Genomic DNA, 22,170 nt, shown 5'->3' on the forward strand with positions numbered 1-22,170 from the left:
CAACAAAAACACCATCTCCTAAACTAACGGAGATGGTGTCTTCATCATTATAATGCGTCCGTATACTCTTTACCTGCTGGCAATAAGTTGGACATGTTGATTCGTTTCAGACCTTCTTTGATCTTGGTCGTATATCCTTTTTTCGTACTGTTCAAATAACCAGCCTTCGACTTAATCATCCGCTCGAATACTTTGGCTTTCGACTGATCGATTTGTGACCACTTTTCATAAGAGTAAATCAAGTCTTCCAATGTCAGATGAACATAATCTGTTCCTGAAAACTGACCATTTGGCGCACGTTTGTACCAAATGTCACCGTTTGGACGGGTCCAGTTCTTTTCTTCGAAGCGTATCGCTTTTTCAATAGCACTAGCATTTTCCAAATAGACTGGATCATTGAACTCTTGGAATGCGAGTAAGAGAATGTTCATGCCGCCAAGTAAATGGTTCATTGACGTATGAGTCTTCACCTGCGATTTTGCTGGGAAGTAATCCGGGATATAGTATGCAGTTGGAGACAAGAAGTTTACATTCCCTTTTCTATGTTGCTGTACAAGCAAGTTCGCATAGTTACGCAAGCCTTCATTGTAGTCTTTATGATTGAATGCTTTACCACCATTATAAAGGAATAAGGCAATCTGTTCATTGAAACGTGTATCGACGAATGGTGCTGTAAAGTTATATAAATGTGTCAAATACGTACTCGTCACTTCAGTTTCCCAATATGGCTTACTTCCTCTAAAGACGGCTAGGTTCGTAAAGGAGTTATGCAAAATATCTTCATAATAGCGTTCTTTCGTTTGGTTGTATAACAGCATGACACGATCTTCTTTTACTAGAAGTAAATTACGCCCATATCCTCGCCCTGAAGCAGGCATAGGTTCGATAGTTGTCGCCATCTTATTGTATGGCCCTTCAGCTGTATACCATTTGTTGCGCTTTTTATAGTTGGTAATGGATTCCCGAAGCCATGAATCCAATCTTTCCTTTGATGAGAAGAGTTTTTTATTGGATGAAAGATACCATTGATCCACAACATCGTATCCTCTAGAGTTTAACTCATACACCGATACGCGGTTATCGCCCATTAGAATATTGCTGTAAGTTTCTTTCTCGTCCTGTAGTTCCCGTGTTCGGCTGACTGCACCATTACGATACTTTAACTCAAGCTCACGTGAACGATATGTTTTCGATATCATTTGCTGTCCAGTACCTTGTTGTGAAATCGTTTCAAGCACACCTACTGGCGAAGTAGCAATATCGAATCCGAATGTATCATCCACATCTTTTTTCATTGGGAACTTGTCAAAACGTTCTATTGTATTCGTTTGGATGCCTCCATCAATTCGTACCAAGTCGACACGAATCGGTAGACGGTCAGGGTTTCTCAACTCTACGAATGTAAAATAATCACCGTTTGGCAATTCTCTTTTCGTTACAGTAACTTTTGTGCTTTTTCTTTCACTGACTCCATAGACATAAATATGATCCGTTGCATGCCCATGTGTTTTTACCCGTTTAGCTGATAAAGACAAGAAATGGTTTGAACGCAAGTATGTCTGTCCTTCTTGCGTCAAAGGAACTTCCGTAATAAATTGTTCAAAACGAATGGGTTCGAATTTCCCCATAGTTTGTGTTTTATTGAAAACAATCGGTTGCTTTTTTTCGAGCATTCCTGCTTGAATCATTGCTCTATGTAGGAATACAGCAAATGAACCACGGTTAACGGAAAGTTTTGGAGCAAAAGATCCATCCTCTTTACCAGTTGTAATACCGTGCTGCATAAGTACTTTTACACCGTATCTGTGAGATTCACTAATACTCTTCTCATCAGTAAAATGTACTTTTTCACCTGTATCTTTCAATTTAAATGCATTGACTAACACACTTGCCATTTGTTCACGTGTTAATTCATCACTAACACCGAAATTACCATCGGGCTTCCCTCTAAATATGCCTTCTTGATAAGTAGACATGGCACCGCGTAAATGGGAAGACTTTGCGCTAACATCTTTGAATATCGGCTGATAGGGAGCTTCAGGTAATTGCAATGCGGCGGTCAGCAAGTTTGCGGCTTGCCCACGTTTGATGCTAACACCTGGACGATATTGTAAATCTTGATAACCGTTAATGATTCCTTCTTCGACAAGCTGTGTTACTTCATCTTTTGCCCAATATTCATTGCTGACATCGGAGAAACGCTGGTTTACTGTTTCTGCTTTCGCATGTATTGGCAGTGCGATAAAGCATACTATCGCCGCGATCAGCAATGAATTAAAAATTGCGTATGTATTTTTCTTTGATGCGCTGAACATCTTTAAAATCAACCCCATTCTTTGAATTTCTTGGTTATAGTATGTAGTTTCCTTCGACAATTATAGCATACCTAACTTTTCATTTGGACTATCGTTATAAAGGAAGAAGTTTCCATGCAATCTAGTTATGATATTTACTCAGACCATCTTCCATTTCTCCATAATCGCACCGTACAGACGCAGAAAAACAGAATTAGTTTCAAAATTACACACGTTACTTTTAATATGTAAAAAACAGTTCATGCTTAGTAAGCGATGAACTGTTTTGAACTATGCATGCTTTTGTTCGTACTCTGAAATCTTGTCTTCATATTGGAATGTCAGGGAAATTTCATCCCAACCGTTCAACAACATCTTTTTATAATACGGATCGATATCAAAGCCGTATATTGAACCGTCTTCCCCTGCTACAGTCTGGTCTTCAAGACTAACTGTTAATGTATACGGAACTTCTTTCCCTTTTCGTAGAAATTCATCAATTTCTGCAACAGATAGTGTAATCGGTAAAATCCCATTCTTGAAGCAGTTATTATAGAAAATATCTGCAAAGCTTGGAGCAATAACTACACGGAATCCGTAATCCAAAATTGCCCAAGGTGCGTGTTCTCGAGAGGATCCACAACCGAAGTTTTCATGTGCAACCAAAATAGTTGAACCGTCAAATCGAGGATCATTCATCACGAAATCTTCGTTTTTTGTACCATCTGCATTAAAACGCCAATGATAAAATAAATATTTTCCGAACCCAGTACGCTCAATGCGTTTTAAGAATTCCTTAGAAATAATTTGATCTGTATCTACGTTATTTTTATCTAATGGAGTGAGTACACTCTCTATTTTATTAATTGGTTCCATCTGAATACCCTCCTCAAATTTGCACAGCTGCATCAATTTTACGAACATCTACGAAATGTCCGTGTAGGGCAGCCGCTGCAGCCATGGATGGGCTGACTAGATGTGTGCGTGAGCCTGCACCTTGGCGTCCTTCAAAGTTCCGGTTAGATGTAGAAGCACAGCGTTCGCCCGCTGGAACTACATCATCATTCATAGCTAAGCACATACTACACCCTGACTCTCTCCACTCAAAACCTGCTTCTGTGAAGATTTTATCAAGACCGATATCTTCCGCCTGCTTTTTCACTGTACGTGAACCAGGTACGACAATTGCAGTCACAGTAGGATGAACGTTCTTACCTTTTACGACATTCGCTGCTGCTTCCAAGTCGCTAAGACGCGCATTGGTGCATGAACCGATAAATGCGTGCTGAATTTCAATATCCGTTAACGCCATTCCTTCTTCTAGTCCCATATATTCCATTGCGGAACGAAGTGCAGATTTATCTGTCTCTGATACATAGTCTGCAGTTGTAGGAATAGTAGACGAAATTCCAGATCCCATAGATGGGTTCGTTCCCCACGTTACGAATGGTTCAATTTCATCTGCATGAATTTCAAGCACTTGATCATATGTTGCACCTTCATCTGTATTCAATGCGAGCCAACGCTCTGCTGCCGCTTCAAATTCTTCACCTTGTGGTGCGTAACGACGGCCACGTAAATAATTGATTGTAGTTTCGTCCGGACCAATCAAACCCGCTTTTGCTCCCGCTTCAATGGACATATTACAAATCGTCATACGTTCTTCCATTGTAAGTCCGCGAATTGCTTCTCCTGTATACTCGACGATATGTCCAGTACCGACGCCAATTCCAAACTTCGAAATAATCGCAAGAATGATGTCTTTAGCTGTTACTCCAAAGCCGATTTTACCTGTCACGCGGATCTCCATAGTTTTCGGTTTACCTTGCCATAGTGTTTGTGTAGATAATACGTGCTCTACTTCACTCGTTCCGATACCGAACGCAATCGCTCCGAATGCACCGTGTGTTGAAGTATGGCTGTCACCACACACAATGGTCTTTCCTGGCTGTGTCAATCCAAGTTCAGGACCGATAATATGCACAATACCTTGGTCAGGATGTTGCATATCCGCCAATTGAACGCCGAACTCTTCACAGTTTTTTGCAAGTGTAGTAATTTGTTTTTGAGCAATCGGGTCATTGATTACCGGTAAGTTTTTTGTCGGGACGTTGTGATCCATAGTAGCGAAGCAAAGATCCGGACGACGCACTTTACGGTTCGCTAGACGTAACCCTTCAAATGCCTGTGGTGATGTCACTTCATGAATTAAATGAAGATCAATATATAGTAGATCAGGCTTTCCCTCTTCCTCATATACAATGTGCTCATCCCATATTTTCTCAATAATTGTTTTAGCCATAATTGTTTCCCCTTCCCAGCCCTTGCCTTTACGTTCGGCATATGATTCAGTTCGTCTATTTCGGTCTAACTACACAGAAAGGGCGCACCAGTTTCGGTATGCCCTCATGTGCATGTCGAGACGTAGACAGCGGTATTTTTTTAAATATACGAGTACATAATACTATTGGAAACGAACTGAAGATCCAGTTCATCTACAATCTTATCTGTCCATTCTTTAGTCGTTAATGAACGTTGCTCTTTACTAGCTAAATCTGCTGTAAAGTGACCTTCTTCAAATACTGTATTAACTGCTTTTTCAATCGCTGTTGCTTCAGTTTCTAATCCAAATGAATACTTCAGCATCATTGCGACAGAAAGAATAGTCGCCGCTGGATTTGCTACTCCTTGCCCTGCTACATCCGGCGCTGAACCGTGGACTGGCTCATATAGACCTAAACCGTCTGAACGTACACTCGCTGATGGTAGTAATCCAAGTGATCCTGTAATGACCGAAGCTTCATCACTCAAAATATCTCCAAACATGTTCTCTGTAACGATTACATCAAAATATGCAGGATTTGTAATTAACTTCATGGCTGCGGAGTCCACTAGCTGATGCTCTACTTCTACATCTGGATACTGCGCTTTTTTCTCTTCTACAATCTTTCTCCACAGCTTACTGGATTCGAGCACATTCGCTTTGTCCACAGAAGTTACTTTGCCTTTACGTAGGCGAGCCAACTCGAAACCTTTGTCGACAATACGTTCGATTTCCTCACGTGTATATACAAGCGTGTCAACAGCCGATTGATCTGTGTGACGGCTCGGTTTACCAAAGTAAAGACCTCCAGTTAATTCCCGAACAATCATCATATCGACTTCTTTGACGATTTCTTCTTTTAAAGGAGAAGCTTGGATCAAAGAAGGTACAGCTGCAACAGGACGAAGGTTTGCAAATAGATCAAAATGTTTACGTATCGCAAGCAACCCTTTTTCCGGTCGTAATTCAGATGGATTCTGATCCCATTTAGGGCCACCCACTGCTCCTAGAAGAATGGCGTCGCTTGACTCACATAACTCAATTGTCTCTTTAGGAAGTGGGTCATTCTTTTCATCAATCGCTGCTCCACCGATAAGTCCATATTCTGTATGGAATGTATGGTTAAAACGTCTGCCGATCACTTCCAATACTCTGACTGCCTCTGCTACTACCTCGGGGCCTATGCCGTCACCGGGTAATACTGCTACTTTCTTTTCCATAGAACTTCTCCTCCTTGATCAATCTCGTATCACTCGATCGAATACTCTATCCCTTTGATATATGTTGCTTATTTCATTAACTCTTCTTTCCGCAATTGTTCGCGAACTAGTTGACGGTTGATAGCATTCAAATAAGCTTTTGCAGACGCTTCTAGTACGTCTTGCGCTACGTCTCGGCCTGTAAGCTCGAGTCCGTTATGTCTTAAGTTGACTACTGCCTCTCCCAGTGCATCGCGGCCCTTACCGATCGATGTTACACGATAATCTAGAATGAGTACTTCACCTTTAATGGCCAATTCCAGTGCGTTAAAGATGGATTCAACAGATCCTGCACCAGTTGTTGCCACAGTAACTGTTTCTCCGCTAGGCACTGTTGCTGTCACCGTAGCTGTCGGAATATTATTCGTTCCGTATTGTACTTGAACATTATGCAACTCGTAAATCGGTGTATCCGTATCGGCCAATTGTTGTCCTGTGAATAGAACAAACAAATCGTCTTCCGTAATTTCCTTTTTACGATCTGCTAACTTTTTGAAGTCATCAAACGCTTCATTTAATTGTTGATCAGTCAGTTCAAACCCCATTGTCATTGCCCGATCTTTGAACGCAGCACGTCCGGAGTGTTTACCTAACGCTAGCGGAATATCCGTTTCACCAATTAATTCAGGTGTAATAATTTCGTATGTTTCACGGTTTTTCAGCATGCCATCCTGGTGAATACCCGATTCATGGGCGAATGCATTCTTTCCGACAACTGCTTTGTTTGGCTGGATGACTACCCCTGTCAAACGACTAACAAGCTGACTTGCTTTCTTGATTTCTTTCAAGTTGATTCCAGTTTCCATGTTATAGAAGTCTTTACGGATGTGCATCGCGACAGCAATTTCTTCTAATGCTGCATTGCCTGCGCGCTCTCCAATCCCGTTAATCGTACATTCTACTTGATCTGCACCATTCTCAACTGCCGCAATGGAGTTGGCAACGGCCATTCCAAGATCATCATGACAATGAGCTGAAAGCTTAACTTTCTCTATTCCTCTTACGTTCTCTTTCAAATACTTGAATAGAGCACCGTATTCTGCCGGTGTTGCATAGCCCACAGTATCTGGAACATTAATCGTTGTAGCCCCTGCCTCGATTACTTTATTAATAATACCTACCAGGTATTCCTTATCAGAACGGAAAGCATCTTCTGCTGACCACTGAACGAGCGGAAAATACTGTTTAGCGTATTTAACTGCATCTACTGCAATATCCACTACTTCGTCTGGAGACTTCTTTAACTTATACTCCATATGAATCGGTGATGTTGCTAAAAATACATGGATATGTGGCTGTTCTCCGCCACGTAAAGCTTCCCATGATATATCAATGTCATTCTTCATTGCTCTAGCAAGCCCCGTAACAGTAGAATTTTTCACTGTGTTGGCAATGCGTTGAACGGCTTCAAAATCACCTGGGGAGGAAGCAGGAAATCCTGCTTCAATAACTGCCACCCCAAGTTTTTCTAGCTGACGAGCAATTTCTAATTTTTCTACTGTATTTAGATTAATACCTGCAGATTGCTCACCATCGCGAAGAGTTGTATCGAAAAGATCAATTTTTCTCACTCGCAACCACTTCTTCCTCTTTTGATTTAGCTCCTTCGTTGATGAATGGCATCATAGAACGAAGCTTCTGTCCTACCTCTTCGATTTGATGCTTAGCTTCTGCTTCTTCGATTGCATTAAAATTAGGACGTCCGTTTTCATTCTCTTCGATCCATTCTTTTGCGAACTTACCTGATTGGATGTCAGTAAGAATATCTTTCATACGTGCTTTTGTATCTGCATCGACTACGCGTGGTCCGGAAACGAAGTCGCCCCACTCTGCAGTGTCAGAGATTGAATAACGCATTCCAGCCATTCCGCCTTCATACATCAAGTCAACGATTAGTTTTGTTTCATGCAATGTTTCGAAGTACGCTAGTTCAGGCTGGTATCCAGCTTCTACTAGTGTTTCGAATCCAGCTTTAACTAGTGAAGTCAATCCACCACAAAGTACTGCTTGCTCTCCGAATAGATCCGTAACTGTCTCTTCTTCGAAAGTTGTTTCCAAAACGCCGCCACGAGCAGATCCGATACCTTTTGCATACGCAAGAGCTACGTCTTTTGCTTGGCCAGATACGTCTTGATACACCGCGAATAGTGCAGGAACACCGCCGCCAGCTTCAAATGTTCTACGTACAAGGTGTCCTGGTCCTTTTGGAGCTACTAGGAATACATCTACGTCAGCAGGTGGTTTGATTTCACCGAAGTGTACGTTGAAACCGTGAGCGAATACTAAAGATTTACCTTTAGCAAGAGCAGGTTCGATTTCTGCATCATAGATTGCTTTTTGGTTTTCATCCGGAAGTAAGATCATGATCAAATCTGCTTTTTCAGAAGCTTCTTTTACCGAAAGTGTTTCAAGACCGTCTGCTTTTGCTTGATCAAATGATTTACCAGCACGAACTCCTACAACTACGTTAAAGCCTGAATCTTTCAAGTTACGCGCGTGTGCGTGGCCTTGTGAACCGTATCCGATTACTGCGATTGTTTTACCTTCTAATAGTCCTTCATTGATATCCTGGTTATAATACATTTTTGTCATTTTTATTTCCCCCTAAGTGTGTGTGTGTATTACTGCTTTAAAATTGATAACTGTGGTGCTTGAACTTTTTGCATATCACGGGCAAAGCCGGTTGCGCCAGTTCGTGTTAATTCTTTGATGCCATATGGTTTCAGCAAATCGATAAACGCTTCGATTTTATCTGGGTCACCCGTTACTTGGTAAGTTACTACATTCTTCCCGGAATCAACTATAATTGGACGGAAAGGTTCCACAATACTATTCATTTCAGAGCGAATCTGTGGTGGTGAGATGACCTTTACTAGCGCTAACTCACGTAACACGATTGCTTTGTCTGTTATATCTTTCACTGTAATAACATCAATCTGCTTTTGCAGCTGTTTTACAAGTTGTTCAATTTTGTTTTCATCTTCAACGTGAACTTGGAATGTCATCTTGGATCTATTCGGCTGTTCCGTAGCACCAACGGTAATACTTTCAATATTGAATTGACGCTTCATCAGCAGTCCCGTTACACGGTTTAATACCCCGCTCTGATTAATTACTGTTACTGTAATAATTCGTTTCACTGAGGACTCACTCCAATCATGTCTTGTAATCCTTTACCTGGAGCAACCATCGGATAGACGTTTTCACGTTGTTTCACTCGGCAATCGATCAAGACCGGCTCGTCAGATAATAGCGCTTCTGTAAATACTTTTTCAGCTTCTTCTAAATTGTGGATACGATATCCTTTTAGGTCGTATGCTTCCGCCAATTTAATAAAGTCTGGCTGTACAGGAACTAGCGACTGTGAATAGCGTTCTTCATAGAATGTCTCTTGCCACTGACGTACCATACCTAGTGCTCCGTTATTTAAAATGATGACTTTCACGGGAATACGCATTTCTTGAAGAAGTGATAGCTCTTGTGCTGTCATTTGGAAACCTGCGTCTCCAACAACTGCAATTACACGCGCTTTCGGTCTTGCAAGCTGTGCACCGATTGCTGCTGGGAAGCCAAAGCCCATTGTTCCTAATCCGCCTGATGTTACCCAGTTGTCCGGATTATTGAAACGATAATATTGAGCCGTCCACATTTGGTGCTGGCCAACATCTGTCGTAACAATTGCATCGCCATTTGTAATCCGATGAATGATTTCGAGAGCTTGTTGAGGTAATAAAGCTTCCTCGTCCTTTTGATACCAAAGTGGATATTGGTCTGCTAAACCATTCAAATAGCCCACCCATTCTGTTGTATCCGGTGATTTGAAATCCGCTTTTAGCAATGCTGTTAACGCTTCTTTCGCATCAGATACAATCGGAATTTCAGTAACCACGTTTTTACCAATCTCTGCTGGATCAATATCAACATGGATAACACGTGCATTCGGCAAGAATGCATCCAAGTTACCTGTTAGACGGTCATCAAAACGGGCACCGACATTGAGAAGTAAATCACATTCGCTTAGTGCATAGTTGGCAGTTGCCGTACCGTGCATTCCAGCCATTCCGTAGAATAGTTCATGTTCTCCATGGATTGTACCCAAGCCAAGTAATGTATTGACGATTGGAATACGATGCGTTTCGACAAGCTCCTTCAGCTCGGTCGTTCCACCTGCATGAAGTACACCTGCACCGGCAAGGATCATAGGCTTTTTCGCTTCAGAGATCGCTTTTGAAGCTTTTTGAATTTGCAGATAATTTGGTGTAGTAGTTGGCTGATAACCAGGCAAATTCACTTCTTTACTTTCTTTTTCGACAGGAATAAAGAGATCTGTTGCGATATTTTTTGGTACGTCGACAACGACTGGTCCTGGTCTTCCGGTAGAAGCAATATGGAAAGCTTCACGCATAATACGTGGGATGTCCGCTACACTTTGCACTTGATAGTTATGTTTTGTAATAGGTTGAGTAATCCCTATAATATCCGCTTCCTGGAAAGCATCCGATCCAATCACTGTAGTCGCTACTTGGCCTGTAATAACTACTAATGGAAGCGAGTCCATCATGGCATCTGTAATTCCCGTTACTAAGTTCGTTGCGCCAGGACCTGATGTGGCAATGACTACCCCTGTCTTTCCGGACACTCTCGCATATCCTTCTGCTGCGTGGATTGCCCCTTGCTCGTGACGTGCTAATACGTGTGGTATTGGGTCGTTATATAGCGCATCATAGATTGGGAGAACTGCTCCTCCGGGATATCCAAAGATCATTTCTACATTCTGTTCTTTAAGAGATTGAATCAAGATTGCAGAACCATCTGCAAGTTTATTTATGGATTGTTCCTTTGGCATAGATGCAGTCTGTTTTTCCTGTACTTCAGCACTCATACTGAACTCCTCCTTACATTTTCAACTATATATATATATTGACCAATGACGTTTTCCCCTAAAAAAAAACCTTTTCATCCCACGCAAAGAATACTACTCTCTTTACATAGGGATGAAAAAGCTTTCATGGTACCACCCTAGTTCGTGACGTTTGTCACCTTATGAGAAAGCAAGCCGAAGCTGTACTTTCTCATTGCTAACGAGCCCGAATATCGAGCCCGGGACTGCCTAATCGGTATACCTTTTAGCAATCCACTCCGAGGGGATGTCGCAAATAGCTGTATTACCGGCTCGCAGCACCACCGGCTCTCTGTGAATACACTCTCTATCTACTTTAACCTCATCAACGTTTTGTATATTAAATTTTCATGACTCCGCCAGTACTCGCTGAAGTGACTAGTTGAGAATATCTAGCAAGATACCCTTTTTTAATTTTAGGTTCAAATGGTTTCAGTGCATGGCGACGTTCTGCAAGAACTTCATCAGATACCATCAGTTCGATCGTACGATTCGTTAGATCAATTTCGATAATATCTCCATCCTCTACAAGTGCAATCGGTCCACCGGATGCTGCTTCTGGTGAGATATGTCCAATGGATATACCTCGTGACGCCCCAGAGAAACGACCATCGGTAATTAAAGCAACTTCTTTACCTAGCCCTTTCCCCATAATTGCGGATGTCGGCGCTAACATTTCTGGCATTCCTGGTCCACCTTTAGGTCCTTCATATCGAATGACGACGACGTGGCCTGCTTTTACCGTGTCATTATCAATATTTTCTTGGGCCTCTTCTTGTGATTCAAAGACAATCGCTTCTCCTCTAAACTCTTTGATAGAAGGATCAACTGCGCCCACTTTAATGACAGATCCTTCAGGTGCGATATTACCAAATAGAATGGACAAGCCACCTACAGGACTATATGGATTATCTTTCGTTCGTATGACATCTGTATTTGTAATTTCATGACCTGCGACATCTTCTGCAATCGATTTGCCTGTGATTGTCATTCGATCATTGTGCATCGCACCATCGATTTTACACAATTCATTGATAATTGCGCTCACACCGCCGGATTTTTCAATGTCATCCATTGAATAATCAGACGCTGGCATGATTTTAGCTAAGTATGGTACTCGTTTTGCTACCTCGTTAACATCTTCAATATTGTAATCAATTTCTGCTTCGTGGGCGATCGCTAATGTGTGAAGTACTGTATTAGTCGATCCTCCCATTGCCATATCAAGTGCAAATGCATCATCAATTGTTTCTTTCGTAATGATGTCACGCGGTTTAATATCTTTTTCGATACAATTCATTAGATGTTTCGCTGCATCTTTAATGAGTCTATGACGATCATCGGATGTAGCAAGAATTGTCGCATTTCCTGGAAGAGCCATACCGAGCATTTCCATTAATGAGTTCATGGAGTTCGCTGTGAACATTCCCGAACAAGATCCGCATGAAGGACAAGCATTCTGTTCGATGTCGAGTAATGTTTCAGCTGACATCTTACCACTCTTGTAAGCTCCTACACCTTCAAACACGGATGTTAATGAAAGAACATCTCCTGTTGCGGAAACACCTGCCTCCATCGGCCCGCCAGAAACGAAGACGGAAGGGACGTTTGTTCGAACAGCTGCCATCAGCATACCTGGTGTGATTTTGTCACAGTTAGGTATATAGAAAACACCATCAAACCAGTGCGCATTAATGACTGTTTCAGCTGAATCTGCAATCAACTCACGACTTGGCAATGAATAACGCATGCCGATATGCCCCATTGCAATTCCGTCATCAACACCGATTGTGTTAAATTCAAACGGTACGCCGCCCGCTTCCCAAATCGCTTCTTTCACTACTTCCGCGAATTTGTTTAAGTGCATATGTCCCGGAATGATATCTATATAAGAGTTACACACTCCGATAAATGGTTTGTTCATATCTTTCGTTTTAACACCAGCTGCATATAGTAAGCTACGATGTGGTGCACGATCGATTCCTTTTTTAATCATGTCACTTCTCATTTGCAATCTCTCCTAAACTAATTGAACGAATCAATTGCTAATTACATCAATTGCATTCAGTTGAATATTCTGAACAGCTAGTGAATTGTTCACCGCTATGAACTAGATTGCTGTAATCATATCTTGAATACGAATAAAGGTCAACCGTATTTTTAAAGTTTTTCGTTAATTGTGACTAATTTAAAACGTCTGAATACGCTTACACACGCGACATATAGCGATATATTGCATATCGAAATATTTGAAATTTATTTTGCATTTGAGCTTTTTTCTTTCATTAAATAAAAGAAAATCCAGACAATATCCTTATTATGCAAATAGAAGGTAAAGTTTGTACATTTATTCAACATTCTGTCTAGCCTCTTTTGCTTTGTATGCATCAATCAGATTTTCGCTTTGTTTCATTGTAACTCTCTCATCTACTTACGAATCAATAAGTGTAGACTTCAACTAATGCTCTACCTCTTCTATTCAAGAAACAATATTTTTTCGTTAAGTATGTAGAATGCTAGTAAGTTTATGACAAGTTTCGCTCGACAGTATTCGACATTTATATTTTGTTCATAACTCTATACACATTATCCACCGCATATATTGGCAGTTTCTGTATACCATTCACATATTACCCACAACTTACCCACCAACATTGTGGATAATTCGAACGCTTGTTCTTTTTAGATTCCTTTGGTAAAGTAAGAGATAACATCTAGAGAGAAGCATGCAGACTGATTACAATCTATTCATCCTAAAGGAGGCGGTTCTACTGTGCCACATTTATCGGATCAATTGTTGATCTATTCCTATCAACAAGCTCAAAAATACCATCTAAATCTGGAATTCATCCAACTGTTGGAACGCGAGATACGTAAACGTGCCTTGGAATCGATAAAACTCAGTAGCTGATCTTTCGGATACAATAAAACGGACATGCCTTTTTATCATAGCAATGTCCGTTTTCCATTCTATAAGTACATCTCCTTCTATTTAAGGAGATATATTTTATGATAACGCTTTGAGTCCAACTACGCCGATAACGATCAGAATAAGACTCACTACTCTACCTGTACTCTTCGATTCACCGAAGAACACCATATTGATGAGTACGGCACCCGCTGTACCTATACCAATCCACACGGCATAAGCTGTACTAACTTGCAGGAACTTAAAGGAGTTATACAGAAAGAAGAACGCGATACCGAACCCTCCGTAGTATAGCAAGCCGTTACCCAATGTCTTGTTCTCACTAAACTTTTTCAACCCGATTACACCTGCAAACTCACTTAGAGCTGCCAATAATACTAGAATCCAACCCATCGTCTTTCACTCCCTCCAGCGCTTTCTTTTCATCCTGCCCATCCGCTATCTTTAATCCTGCTACACCAACCACTAGGAGGAAGATGAAAAAGATCTTCCCTATACTAATATGCTCACCGAAGAACATGACATCCATTAACGATGTACCCACTGTTCCGATTCCAGCAAATATTGCATAGACCGTTCCTGTCGGTAGCCCCTCGCAGGCTTTTGTAAGGAAATGAAAATCCACAAAGATAAACCCTACGATATATATCCAGTGCCACCAGTGAGTCGCTGTGTTAAAACCAAAAATCCACACTAATTCAAAAAAACTAGTTAATGCGACATATAACCATGCTTTATTCATACCATTCACTCCAATTTTATTTCTTAGTTCAACTATATGACTGACTATCATTCATTTTATCATAAAAGCTAACATATTGCTATGTTAACCTTTCGCTGTTTGAAATTGCAGTGCATGAGATATAAAATCGAGGACTTCTTCTTTCTGTCTATCCGCTTCACTTTCATCATGTTGAGCGTAAAGGAATACTTGCTCAGCCGCTGATTCAATAAGACCAATAATGATCTTTGCTGTCCTTTCAGGTTTGATCGATTGGCGAACTGCGCCTGCTATTTTGGCAGCTTCAAGCTTTTCGCTAATCCATTCATAAAATGGTGCATATACGGATTCCCACTCGCGAATATGTTCCGTTGAAGCTATCCCTGAATAGATGACGGCTAATATTTCATAATACTCTTTGTTCACTTTAAATATTGCATCTACCATTTGTTCGAACTGTTTTGGATACGTTGCTTCATCATCAACCGTTAGTTTGACGATTTCAATCGTTTTCATAACCATCACTTCCGCAATTGCAGGCATAAGGGATAATTTTGACGGAAAGTATAAATAAAATGTTCCTTGCGCAATCCCTGCACGCTTGACGATATCGGAGATCTTCGTTTTCTCAATCCCTTGCTCTTGAAATACTTCTATAGCTGAATATATAATCGCTGTCTTTTTCCCCAAGGTATTCCCCACTCTCTATAGATTCTAATTAGTATATCGTACTATTCTTTTCTTACAGGTAATGACAATGATTACTTCCGGATTTACTTAATACTCTTTAAATCTACCATCATTTGATGCAAAGTACACATCAAAACTATAAGATGATTCGTCTTTATGTCAGTAAACGCGTTATTTGCTGTAGCTGACGGGCTATATACTGTAAATAGTAAAACAATACTCATATACGCCATCTAGAAAATTCGTTATTCTTACTAGTGTTCAATACGTTTACTCTTTTTGTTTCAGTAGTAGGAATAGCTGAATAATAATCTATGAGTTGTAACGATAAAAATACCGTCCTTTGACAGGACGGTATTTTTACGTTCATTATTTGACATCTTTTGTTTCTTGTACGAATGTTTCTCCACTTTTACGTGCTTGGATATCAATGCTATGTTCTGGGTACTCTTTTTCAAGACGTTCGTAGTATTTTTTACTAATTTTTTCAGCATCTTCTTTTTTCATGTCTTCGGTAACTTCAAAGTCCAGCAAGACGAAACCACCTGCATCTTCAGTAATGATTAAACTTACTTCCGATACCCCTTCTTCTTTCTCAAACTCTTCTTTTAACTCATCATTAGAAGCCGTTGTATCAGATTTATCTACAGGTTCTTTAACAACATTTTCAGTAGGTTCGGTTTGTTCCTTGTTCACTTCTTTTTCGTTGTCAGTATCCGCGTTACATGCTCCTAATAGTAGAAGTGATAGACTAAGCGGAGCTAATATCTGTCTTTTTTTCATGATAAACCGACCCTTTCTTTTTGTTCATTATATTGTGTATCCTATCATATTTGTAAATCCTTGGCAAAGAATTTAGTACTATGCAATTTACTGTCAAACAGTTATGTGGCGAAAAGACTAAACTTGAATATGACTTTCTTGACTCTTCTCTTCGTTCTATTAATTTACAATACAACAGTATTTTACACTCCATTCTTTTACCAACATTCGCAAGGTTTTTGTAGGACGTGAAATGGGTATGTTATATAAACCAACTATAAAAAGGGAGGCGATACAATGGATGAACTTGTAAGCAAAACATTTATTGGCGTATATTACAAGGATGCTGATCTTCTAAGTAAGATAGAGGAATTAAAAGAAACAGGTTATATCGATGATAATATTTATGTAATCGCTAAAAATGAAAACGATGTATCCATGCTACGCAGTCGAACAGGCGTAGATGTGTACTCCGCATATGATACGTGGACAGATCGCTTTATAGGCTTCTTAACTGGCGAAAATCAGATCAAACAAATGATGTATGGTATCGGAATGGACACCATTCAAGTAGACCGCTATTACGAAGAAGTTCAACACGGTGGTATGATGCTATATGTAGATGAAGGGTTGGCTTACAGCGTGTATTCGAAAGATGAACCTTTCTCTACAGACGGATTATCGCCTAGTGCGTCTAAACCTGTCGTTAATCACAATAGAACGACAGATCCATTTATTGAGGATACAGTATCTGAACCGTCTTATGGCGGATATGAACCTTTGCAAAACCCTCCACAACCAGAAGTTCTACAAGCAACCAATCGGGCCGATACAATTCAGACAAATGATCTTACTTCTAAAGAAGAGGATGCCGTAGTATCCGAACAAATTGAGGATGAAGATCCTTCTACTTTCCCTAAAAAATAATCATATTCTTTTTGAGCCTTTCATTTCTACGGAAGGCTCTTTACTTTGTTACAATTTGTTTACAAAACACGTTTCTTGTAACCTCTTCTTAATGTGAACGTAATGTTTCACTCTATAGCTGTCGTGTAAGATATTACTTGCAGCTAGAAAGTGATATCTATTATTTCGGAGGAGAGTCATTCATGAAAAAGTTTTTATGTTCAATTTTGATGGCATCAGCCATGTTCGTCGGGTTCACTGGCGGGACAGCCGATGCAGCAAGTAAAGCTACAGCTAAAAGTGGTACATACATAACAGTACATAATGCAAACGTTCGAGCAAATGCTGGAACACAACATAGAAGAGTCTTTACATTAAAAAAAGGTACACGCGTTCAACTGACACATCAAAAATATGCAGGTAAACAATTGTGGTATAAAGTAAAAATTAATGGTAAAAAAGGATATGTTTCAAGTTCTCTATTAAAGAGATCTACAGGCAAGGCAGTAGCAGCAGCTTCCCATACTAAAGGTGGAGGATCTGGTGTTGTGAAAACAGCAATGAACTTGCGCGGAATCCCATACCGTTTTGGCGGCACTACAACTAGAGGATTCGATTGCAGTGGATTCATCCAGTATTCATACAAGAAGAATGGTAAGTCTGTAGCTAGAACAACAACCGGGCAATTCAAACAATCATCAAAAATTAAATCACCAAGACCTGGAGATCTAGTATTCTTCCATAACACCTACCGCAAAGGTATTTCGCATGTAGGAATCTATGTCGGAAACAATAAATTTGTTCATGCTGGTGGCAAGAAGTCGGAAGTCGTCAGCCTTAACAATCCGTACTGGAAATCTAAATTCAACAGTTTCAGAAGAATATAATCAGTAAAACGACCCGATGAACGTTCATCAGGTCGTTTTTTTATTCAACGGAATGGACTTTCCCTTGCTCATCTTTATAGATTACATGATGCCTTTCAAACTTTGTTGGAGAATCTAAGCCCGCAGCCGCAGCCACACGGAATAATCCTTCTCTCATTGTCAAAATATAATTTGTTACACGGAATTTCTTCTCTTCTACAACAAGTGCTCGCTGTAAGCTTTGATCTGTCGTGGCGACACCAGCTGGGCATGTATTCGTATGGCACCGCTCTGCCATAATGCAGCCTACTGAAATCATGAAACCACGTGCCACTTGTATCAAATCTGCACCTAAAGCCAATGCAATTGCTGCTTTATCAGGTGTGATAATTTTCCCTGATGCAATAATCTTTACTTGATCACGCACTTCAAACTTACGCAACGCATCGTCTAGTAGAATAAGAGACGAACGAAGTGGTAAGCCCACACTATCCGCTAAGTCTTGATAGGTAGCCCCCGATCCACCCTCTGCTCCATCGAGTGAGATAAAATCAGGACCCATTCCTGTCTCAGCCATATACGATGCGAATTCTTCAGCATCTTGCTTTCCACCAATGACTATTTTGATGCCTACAGGTATTCCACCGGCATGCCGGATGTCTTCAATGAATGAAAACAGTGTCGGATAATCATGGAACTGTTTAAATCGGTTCGGACTATTAATAGAGGTATAAGGTTTTACATTTCGTATAGCCGCAATCTCTTCTGTCACCTTCTCGCCTTCTACGTGTCCTCCACGCATTTTTGCTCCTTGGGCTAACTTGATCTCAAACGCCTTAACCTGTGGTATATTTGCTTTCTCTTTTACTTTTTCAATATCGAACTGTCCATCTTCTGTACGGAACCCGAATAACCCCGATCCAATCTGCGCAATAATATCTGCGCCCCCTACCAAGTGATGGTCTGATACGCCACCCTCACCTGTGTTCATCCAGGCACCTTGCGCCATACCAATACCTTTAGATAGTGCAGTAATTGCATGGTCTCCGAGCGCACCATAACTCATACCGGACTGCCCCAATAAGCTACGCACGACAAATGGATGCTCACAATTTGGTCCTAATACAATCGCATCTTCCTCGGGTAACAACCAAGGCAATGTTGTCACTTCTTCACGATGTTCTTTGCGCGAGAATAAATTGTCAGTTTCTACTTCATAGCGCATAGTTTTCAATAGATTATCATTATCTACACGCATTTCCTCGTTTTGTTTCGTGAACATGGCATTACGAATATAGTGACCAGGTTCCTGGTAGTCTCGTTTAGACCCAAAACCAATGATACTGTTTAAGTACTTCCCGGGCATCACCATATGTAAGTATTCTTCGCGGCTGAATGGCTTGCCGCTATTATCGTCATTAAATAAATACTGTCTAACCTCTGGACCCACCTTTTCAAATATATAGCGAACTCTACCTAAGATTGGATAGTTACGTAAAATTGCGTGCTGTTTCTGACTTCGATCAAAAAAGTATAGAAAAATCCCTATACTGATTGGAATGGCTAATATAATCAGCACAACCAATGAAGTTGTAAAATTGATGCCTTCTAACCAATTCATAGCCCCACTCCTTTCTATTTGTCTGTACTTTACCTGTACCCCTGATAAGCGGCTGACTAAACGTAAAAAAGCCCTAATCCTTGAATGTCTCTCAAGGATTAGGACTGGATGTTGCTAAATTATTGATTTGTTAATTTACGTTTTGATTACTTTGGAACGTTTACTTCGATTTGCTTAGTTGCAATCGCGCTAGATTGGCCATCTTTTTTCACGCTTACTACAACAGTGCCTTGAGCACCTTTATTAGCTTTACCAGAAAGCTTACCGCCTTCTACTTTCAAATCAGTAACAGCCGCAGAATCTCCGGAATAGCTCGTTGCAATCGTACCTAAAGTAATTTCATTTCCTTCGTTTACCATATAAATAGTACCGTCATTTTTAATTAGAGGAGTAGCTTCTGATGAAGTCAATTTAATTCCATCTCCAGTTACTACCTGCATATTGAAATCTCCTGAAGTGATGACAGGTGTAGTCTCTTTAAACTCTACTGAAGATATTGACGGAGTTGAATTCACTACAGTAATCGTAGCAGTTGCTCTTGTAATATCTCCTTGTTTAATCAAGATATTCGTAGTTCCTGCTTCTTTAGCTTCAACAGTCAGTTCTCCTGTTTTAGCATCTTTTGTAACTGTTGCAACACTTGGATTAGACGAAGTTACTTCGTATCCAGCACCAATTTTGTCGTTGCCTACATAAAATCCTTGGCTATTGTACTGTTTCCAAGCTAATGTTACAGAGCCGTCTTTTGAACCATTAATAGCATCAATTGTCAAATCGTCTGAAGCAGATACTGTTTCTAGCTTTTTAGTAGCTACTGTTTCATCATCCGAAACAGCAACTGCTATATTACCTAGAACTGTATCTCCAGATTTAACTTGGACAGTTGTTGTTCCAGCTTTGATCCCTTTTACATTCACAGTAGCCTTACCTTCTGCAACTGCTAAAGTAGCTGCTTCAACAGTAGCAATCTCAGCGTCTTTTGACTCGACAGTTACATCGCCAGCATATAAGTCACCATACTGGTCTTTAACTACTACATTAGTGCCTTGAGTTGTACCTTTTATTAATTTTGTGTCTGTTGACGATAATGTAGCACTGCTTGCAACACGCTTACCAGCACCTACTGTAAGCTTTATGTCCTTCGTAACATCGCCAACTTTTGCTACAATCGTAACTTCTCCAGTACTGATCGGCGTTACTTTTCCAGCAGAAGTGACTGTTGCTACGCTTGGATTAGAAGAAGTGAATGTTGCAGTCGAATCAGTTTTTGTTGCTCCGCTAAGAGTAATAGTTTCTTCGACTTTTACATCTACTGCACCGTCTTCAAGTGAAATTTTTCCACTTTCTACCGTTACTCCGTCTTGCTTAACTGAAACTTTACTAATCTCAGAAACTGTATTAGCGTAGTCTACTACTTTAACATCTACTAATTCTGATTCAACAGTTTTTCCATCTTTATCTGTCACGACAACTTTATACGAGAATCCGTCAGTAGTCTTAAGTGACTTCAATGTACCAGTTGCCTGCTCAGAGAACACACCAGTATTAGTAGACTGGAACGCAACCGTATAACCAGCATCCGTCAATTTCTTCATATCAGCAGGTTTACCATCAACGTTGAACGCCAACTTCTGACCAGCTGTACCAGCATTCACTTGAGTAGTAGTAGCTGTAACTTTCTCTACTGTCAGCTCGTACGTGAACTTGTAAGAAGTCACTACATCTTCTTCGCCTTCAGCTTCTGCTTTTGTCGTCAAGTTAAGAGTCATTTCTTTACCCGACGTTAGTTCGTTTTTTAATTCGATTGTCGCTTTTGTACCGTCTTCGTTCGCTTTGAATGAAGCCAGTTCATTTCCTTCAATCTTCAACTGCTCTGCTTTCAACACGTGTAAACTCTTACCTGTTAGCTCAAGTTGCTTTTCGCCAGTTGCTGTAACAGAAGTGATTTCAGATACTTCTGGAGCTTCCGGTTCTTCTCCAGGTACTTCAACTTGAATCGTTTTGTAAAGGAATGAAGCGAATTGTGCGCGTGTTGTAGTTTCTTTTGGTCTGAAGTTTGGTGCAGCTGGGTTTGTAATGTCGAAGTAGTCTAATACATCGATTGCAGTACGTGCTTCAGCTTTCGCCTTATTCAAATCTACTACGTCTTTATCAAATTCTTGTTCTTGCACATATGTTAATAAGCTCGTTTTATTCACTGAATCGAACGCACGAACCAATACAACCGCCATATTTTCACGGGTAATAGATCCAGCTGCGCCTAATGATCCATCTTCATATCCTCTAAATACATCGTTATCCTTTACGATTGCCGCTGATTGCAACAATTCGTCATTCGAATTGGATGTTAAATCTGTGAAGCGTGGATTTGTTTTATAGTCTGTCGGAATTGAATAACCTTTTGATACAAGCCATTTTCCCATTAACTTCACTACGTCGGAACGAGTTAAAGTCTTATTAGGCTTGAATGAACCATCCGGATAACCACTGATTACACCTGTTGCTGCTAGTGCATCAATTGCTTCCTTGTGTGAGTTAGTTTCCACAACGTCATTAAAGTCTGCTGCACTGACAACTGGTGCCACCGCTGATGCTACTAATGCCGCTGATGCTACGCCTGTTAGATACTTACTGTACTTCTTTTTTGATTGTGATTTCATTAAATAATTTCCTCCTCTAGTTTGTTTGCGTGATTGCTGGTTGGTTGTAGAGCAGCATAAAAACCACTCTTTTACTCTTATACCCTCTTTCACATTAAATAATCCTTAAGACTATTAAATGAATAAAGTATAGGAAAGGAAAGAATGATTACTAGGCGCTCAACTAAAATAATAACATACATTTCCTTTGTTGGTAATGGAAAATGAAGGATGCATTTCATATATTGTGGAACTACCAG

18 protein-coding genes are annotated in these 22,170 nt (G+C 40.4%); 3 read left to right on the forward strand and 15 right to left on the reverse strand.

Annotation, left to right across the window (positions count from 1 at the left end; all coding sequences use genetic code 11):
• Positions 1-47: 47 nt before the first annotated feature.
• The 9 genes from CSV74_RS13065 to ilvD form a co-directional block, all read right to left on the reverse strand.
• A complete protein-coding gene (locus CSV74_RS13065) occupies positions 48-2,375 on the reverse strand; it encodes an S-layer homology domain-containing protein (RefSeq protein WP_233190932.1) in 2,328 nt (775 codons plus the stop codon).
• A 210-nt stretch (positions 2,376-2,585) separates the two neighbouring features.
• Positions 2,586-3,170, reverse strand: coding sequence for a 3-isopropylmalate dehydratase small subunit (gene leuD / locus CSV74_RS13070; protein WP_099692006.1), 585 nt, complete (start codon positions 3,168-3,170; stop codon positions 2,586-2,588).
• A 13-nt stretch (positions 3,171-3,183) separates the two neighbouring features.
• Positions 3,184-4,596, reverse strand: coding sequence for a 3-isopropylmalate dehydratase large subunit (leuC, locus tag CSV74_RS13075; RefSeq protein WP_099692007.1), 1,413 nt, complete (start codon positions 4,594-4,596; stop codon positions 3,184-3,186).
• 140 nt (positions 4,597-4,736) lie between these two features.
• Entirely contained in the window at positions 4,737-5,837 is a 1,101-nt protein-coding gene (leuB, locus tag CSV74_RS13080; RefSeq protein ID WP_099692008.1) for a 3-isopropylmalate dehydrogenase, read from the reverse strand.
• 68 nt (positions 5,838-5,905) lie between these two features.
• Positions 5,906-7,447, reverse strand: coding sequence for a 2-isopropylmalate synthase (locus CSV74_RS13085; RefSeq protein ID WP_099692058.1), 1,542 nt, complete (start codon positions 7,445-7,447; stop codon positions 5,906-5,908).
• Positions 7,434-8,468, reverse strand: a complete 1,035-nt coding sequence (gene ilvC, locus CSV74_RS13090) for a ketol-acid reductoisomerase (RefSeq protein WP_099669797.1) — start codon at positions 8,466-8,468, stop codon at positions 7,434-7,436. Before ilvC ends, CSV74_RS13085 begins: the two co-directional genes overlap by 14 nt.
• A 29-nt stretch (positions 8,469-8,497) precedes the next feature.
• Entirely contained in the window at positions 8,498-9,016 is a 519-nt protein-coding gene (gene ilvN, locus CSV74_RS13095; protein WP_029052604.1) for an acetolactate synthase small subunit, read from the reverse strand.
• A complete protein-coding gene (ilvB, locus tag CSV74_RS13100; RefSeq protein WP_099692009.1) occupies positions 9,013-10,758 on the reverse strand; it encodes a biosynthetic-type acetolactate synthase large subunit in 1,746 nt (581 codons plus the stop codon). Before ilvB ends, ilvN begins: the two co-directional genes overlap by 4 nt.
• 358 nt (positions 10,759-11,116) lie before the next feature.
• Entirely contained in the window at positions 11,117-12,784 is a 1,668-nt protein-coding gene (gene ilvD / locus CSV74_RS13105; protein WP_029052606.1) for a dihydroxy-acid dehydratase, read from the reverse strand.
• Positions 12,785-13,549: 765 nt separating this feature from the next.
• Between ilvD and sda the strand changes: the two genes are divergently transcribed.
• Positions 13,550-13,687 carry a sporulation histidine kinase inhibitor Sda gene (sda, locus tag CSV74_RS13110; RefSeq protein WP_029052607.1) on the forward strand — a complete coding sequence of 46 codons (138 nt, stop codon included), beginning with the start codon at positions 13,550-13,552 and terminating at the stop codon, positions 13,685-13,687.
• 96 nt (positions 13,688-13,783) lie between these two features.
• Here sda and CSV74_RS13115 read toward each other — a convergent pair whose 3' ends face one another.
• From CSV74_RS13115 to CSV74_RS13130, 4 genes are all read right to left on the reverse strand, one after another.
• On the reverse strand, positions 13,784-14,098 hold the full coding sequence (locus CSV74_RS13115; protein WP_029052608.1) for a DMT family transporter: 315 nt from the start codon (positions 14,096-14,098) through the stop codon (positions 13,784-13,786).
• The gene (locus tag CSV74_RS13120) at positions 14,061-14,447 is read right to left on the reverse strand and encodes a DMT family transporter (RefSeq protein WP_099692010.1); all 387 of its coding nucleotides are present in this window, start codon (positions 14,445-14,447) and stop codon (positions 14,061-14,063) included. Before CSV74_RS13120 ends, CSV74_RS13115 begins: the two co-directional genes overlap by 38 nt.
• 84 nt (positions 14,448-14,531) lie before the next feature.
• Positions 14,532-15,116 (reverse strand): TetR/AcrR family transcriptional regulator, encoded by a 585-nt coding sequence (locus CSV74_RS13125; protein ID WP_099692011.1) that lies wholly within the window; start codon positions 15,114-15,116, stop codon positions 14,532-14,534.
• Between the two features lie 369 nt (positions 15,117-15,485).
• Positions 15,486-15,899, reverse strand: coding sequence for a cation transporter dimerization domain-containing protein (locus CSV74_RS13130; RefSeq protein ID WP_099692012.1), 414 nt, complete (start codon positions 15,897-15,899; stop codon positions 15,486-15,488).
• A gap of 276 nt (positions 15,900-16,175) precedes the next feature.
• Here CSV74_RS13130 and CSV74_RS13135 point away from each other — a divergent pair, with 276 nt between their 5' ends.
• Positions 16,176-16,805: a YflT domain-containing protein gene (locus CSV74_RS13135; RefSeq protein ID WP_099692013.1), complete on the forward strand. Its 630-nt coding sequence runs from the start codon at positions 16,176-16,178 to the stop codon at positions 16,803-16,805.
• Positions 16,806-16,987: 182 nt separating this feature from the next.
• A complete protein-coding gene (locus CSV74_RS13140; protein ID WP_037561364.1) occupies positions 16,988-17,671 on the forward strand; it encodes a C40 family peptidase in 684 nt (227 codons plus the stop codon).
• Positions 17,672-17,711: 40 nt separating this feature from the next.
• Here the strand turns inward: CSV74_RS13140 and CSV74_RS13145 are convergent, their stop codons facing one another.
• A complete protein-coding gene (locus CSV74_RS13145) occupies positions 17,712-19,271 on the reverse strand; it encodes an FMN-binding glutamate synthase family protein (RefSeq protein WP_099692014.1) in 1,560 nt (519 codons plus the stop codon).
• Positions 19,272-19,417: 146 nt separating this feature from the next.
• Positions 19,418-21,931 (reverse strand): S-layer homology domain-containing protein, encoded by a 2,514-nt coding sequence (locus CSV74_RS13150; protein ID WP_099692015.1) that lies wholly within the window; start codon positions 21,929-21,931, stop codon positions 19,418-19,420.
• Between the last annotated feature and the right edge of the window lie 239 nt (positions 21,932-22,170).

This window comes from Sporosarcina sp. P19 (assembly GCF_002743165.1).
GTDB classification, from domain to species: domain Bacteria; phylum Bacillota; class Bacilli; order Bacillales_A; family Planococcaceae; genus Sporosarcina; species Sporosarcina ureae.

What these genes read in the sequence shown, in the direction of transcription:
- CSV74_RS13135 (WP_099692013.1), top strand. Translation starts at nt 16,176, where the DNA reads ATGGATGAACTTGTAAGCAAAACATTTATTGGCGTATATTACAAGGAT.
- CSV74_RS13140 (WP_037561364.1), top strand. Translation starts at nt 16,988, where the DNA reads ATGAAAAAGTTTTTATGTTCAATTTTGATGGCATCAGCCATGTTCGTC.
- ilvD (WP_029052606.1), bottom strand. Translation starts at nt 12,784, where the DNA reads ATGAGAAGTGACATGATTAAAAAAGGAATCGATCGTGCACCACATCGT.
- ilvB (WP_099692009.1), bottom strand. Translation starts at nt 10,758, where the DNA reads ATGAGTGCTGAAGTACAGGAAAAACAGACTGCATCTATGCCAAAGGAA.
- leuD (WP_099692006.1), bottom strand. Translation starts at nt 3,170, where the DNA reads ATGGAACCAATTAATAAAATAGAGAGTGTACTCACTCCATTAGATAAA.
- leuC (WP_099692007.1), bottom strand. Translation starts at nt 4,596, where the DNA reads ATGGCTAAAACAATTATTGAGAAAATATGGGATGAGCACATTGTATAT.
- ilvC (WP_099669797.1), bottom strand. Translation starts at nt 8,468, where the DNA reads ATGACAAAAATGTATTATAACCAGGATATCAATGAAGGACTATTAGAA.
- CSV74_RS13145 (WP_099692014.1), bottom strand. Translation starts at nt 19,271, where the DNA reads ATGAATTGGTTAGAAGGCATCAATTTTACAACTTCATTGGTTGTGCTG.
- CSV74_RS13115 (WP_029052608.1), bottom strand. Translation starts at nt 14,098, where the DNA reads ATGGGTTGGATTCTAGTATTATTGGCAGCTCTAAGTGAGTTTGCAGGT.
- CSV74_RS13130 (WP_099692012.1), bottom strand. Translation starts at nt 15,899, where the DNA reads ATGAAAAAAAGACAGATATTAGCTCCGCTTAGTCTATCACTTCTACTA.
- CSV74_RS13120 (WP_099692010.1), bottom strand. Translation starts at nt 14,447, where the DNA reads ATGAATAAAGCATGGTTATATGTCGCATTAACTAGTTTTTTTGAATTA.
- CSV74_RS13150 (WP_099692015.1), bottom strand. Translation starts at nt 21,931, where the DNA reads ATGAAATCACAATCAAAAAAGAAGTACAGTAAGTATCTAACAGGCGTA.
- leuB (WP_099692008.1), bottom strand. Translation starts at nt 5,837, where the DNA reads ATGGAAAAGAAAGTAGCAGTATTACCCGGTGACGGCATAGGCCCCGAG.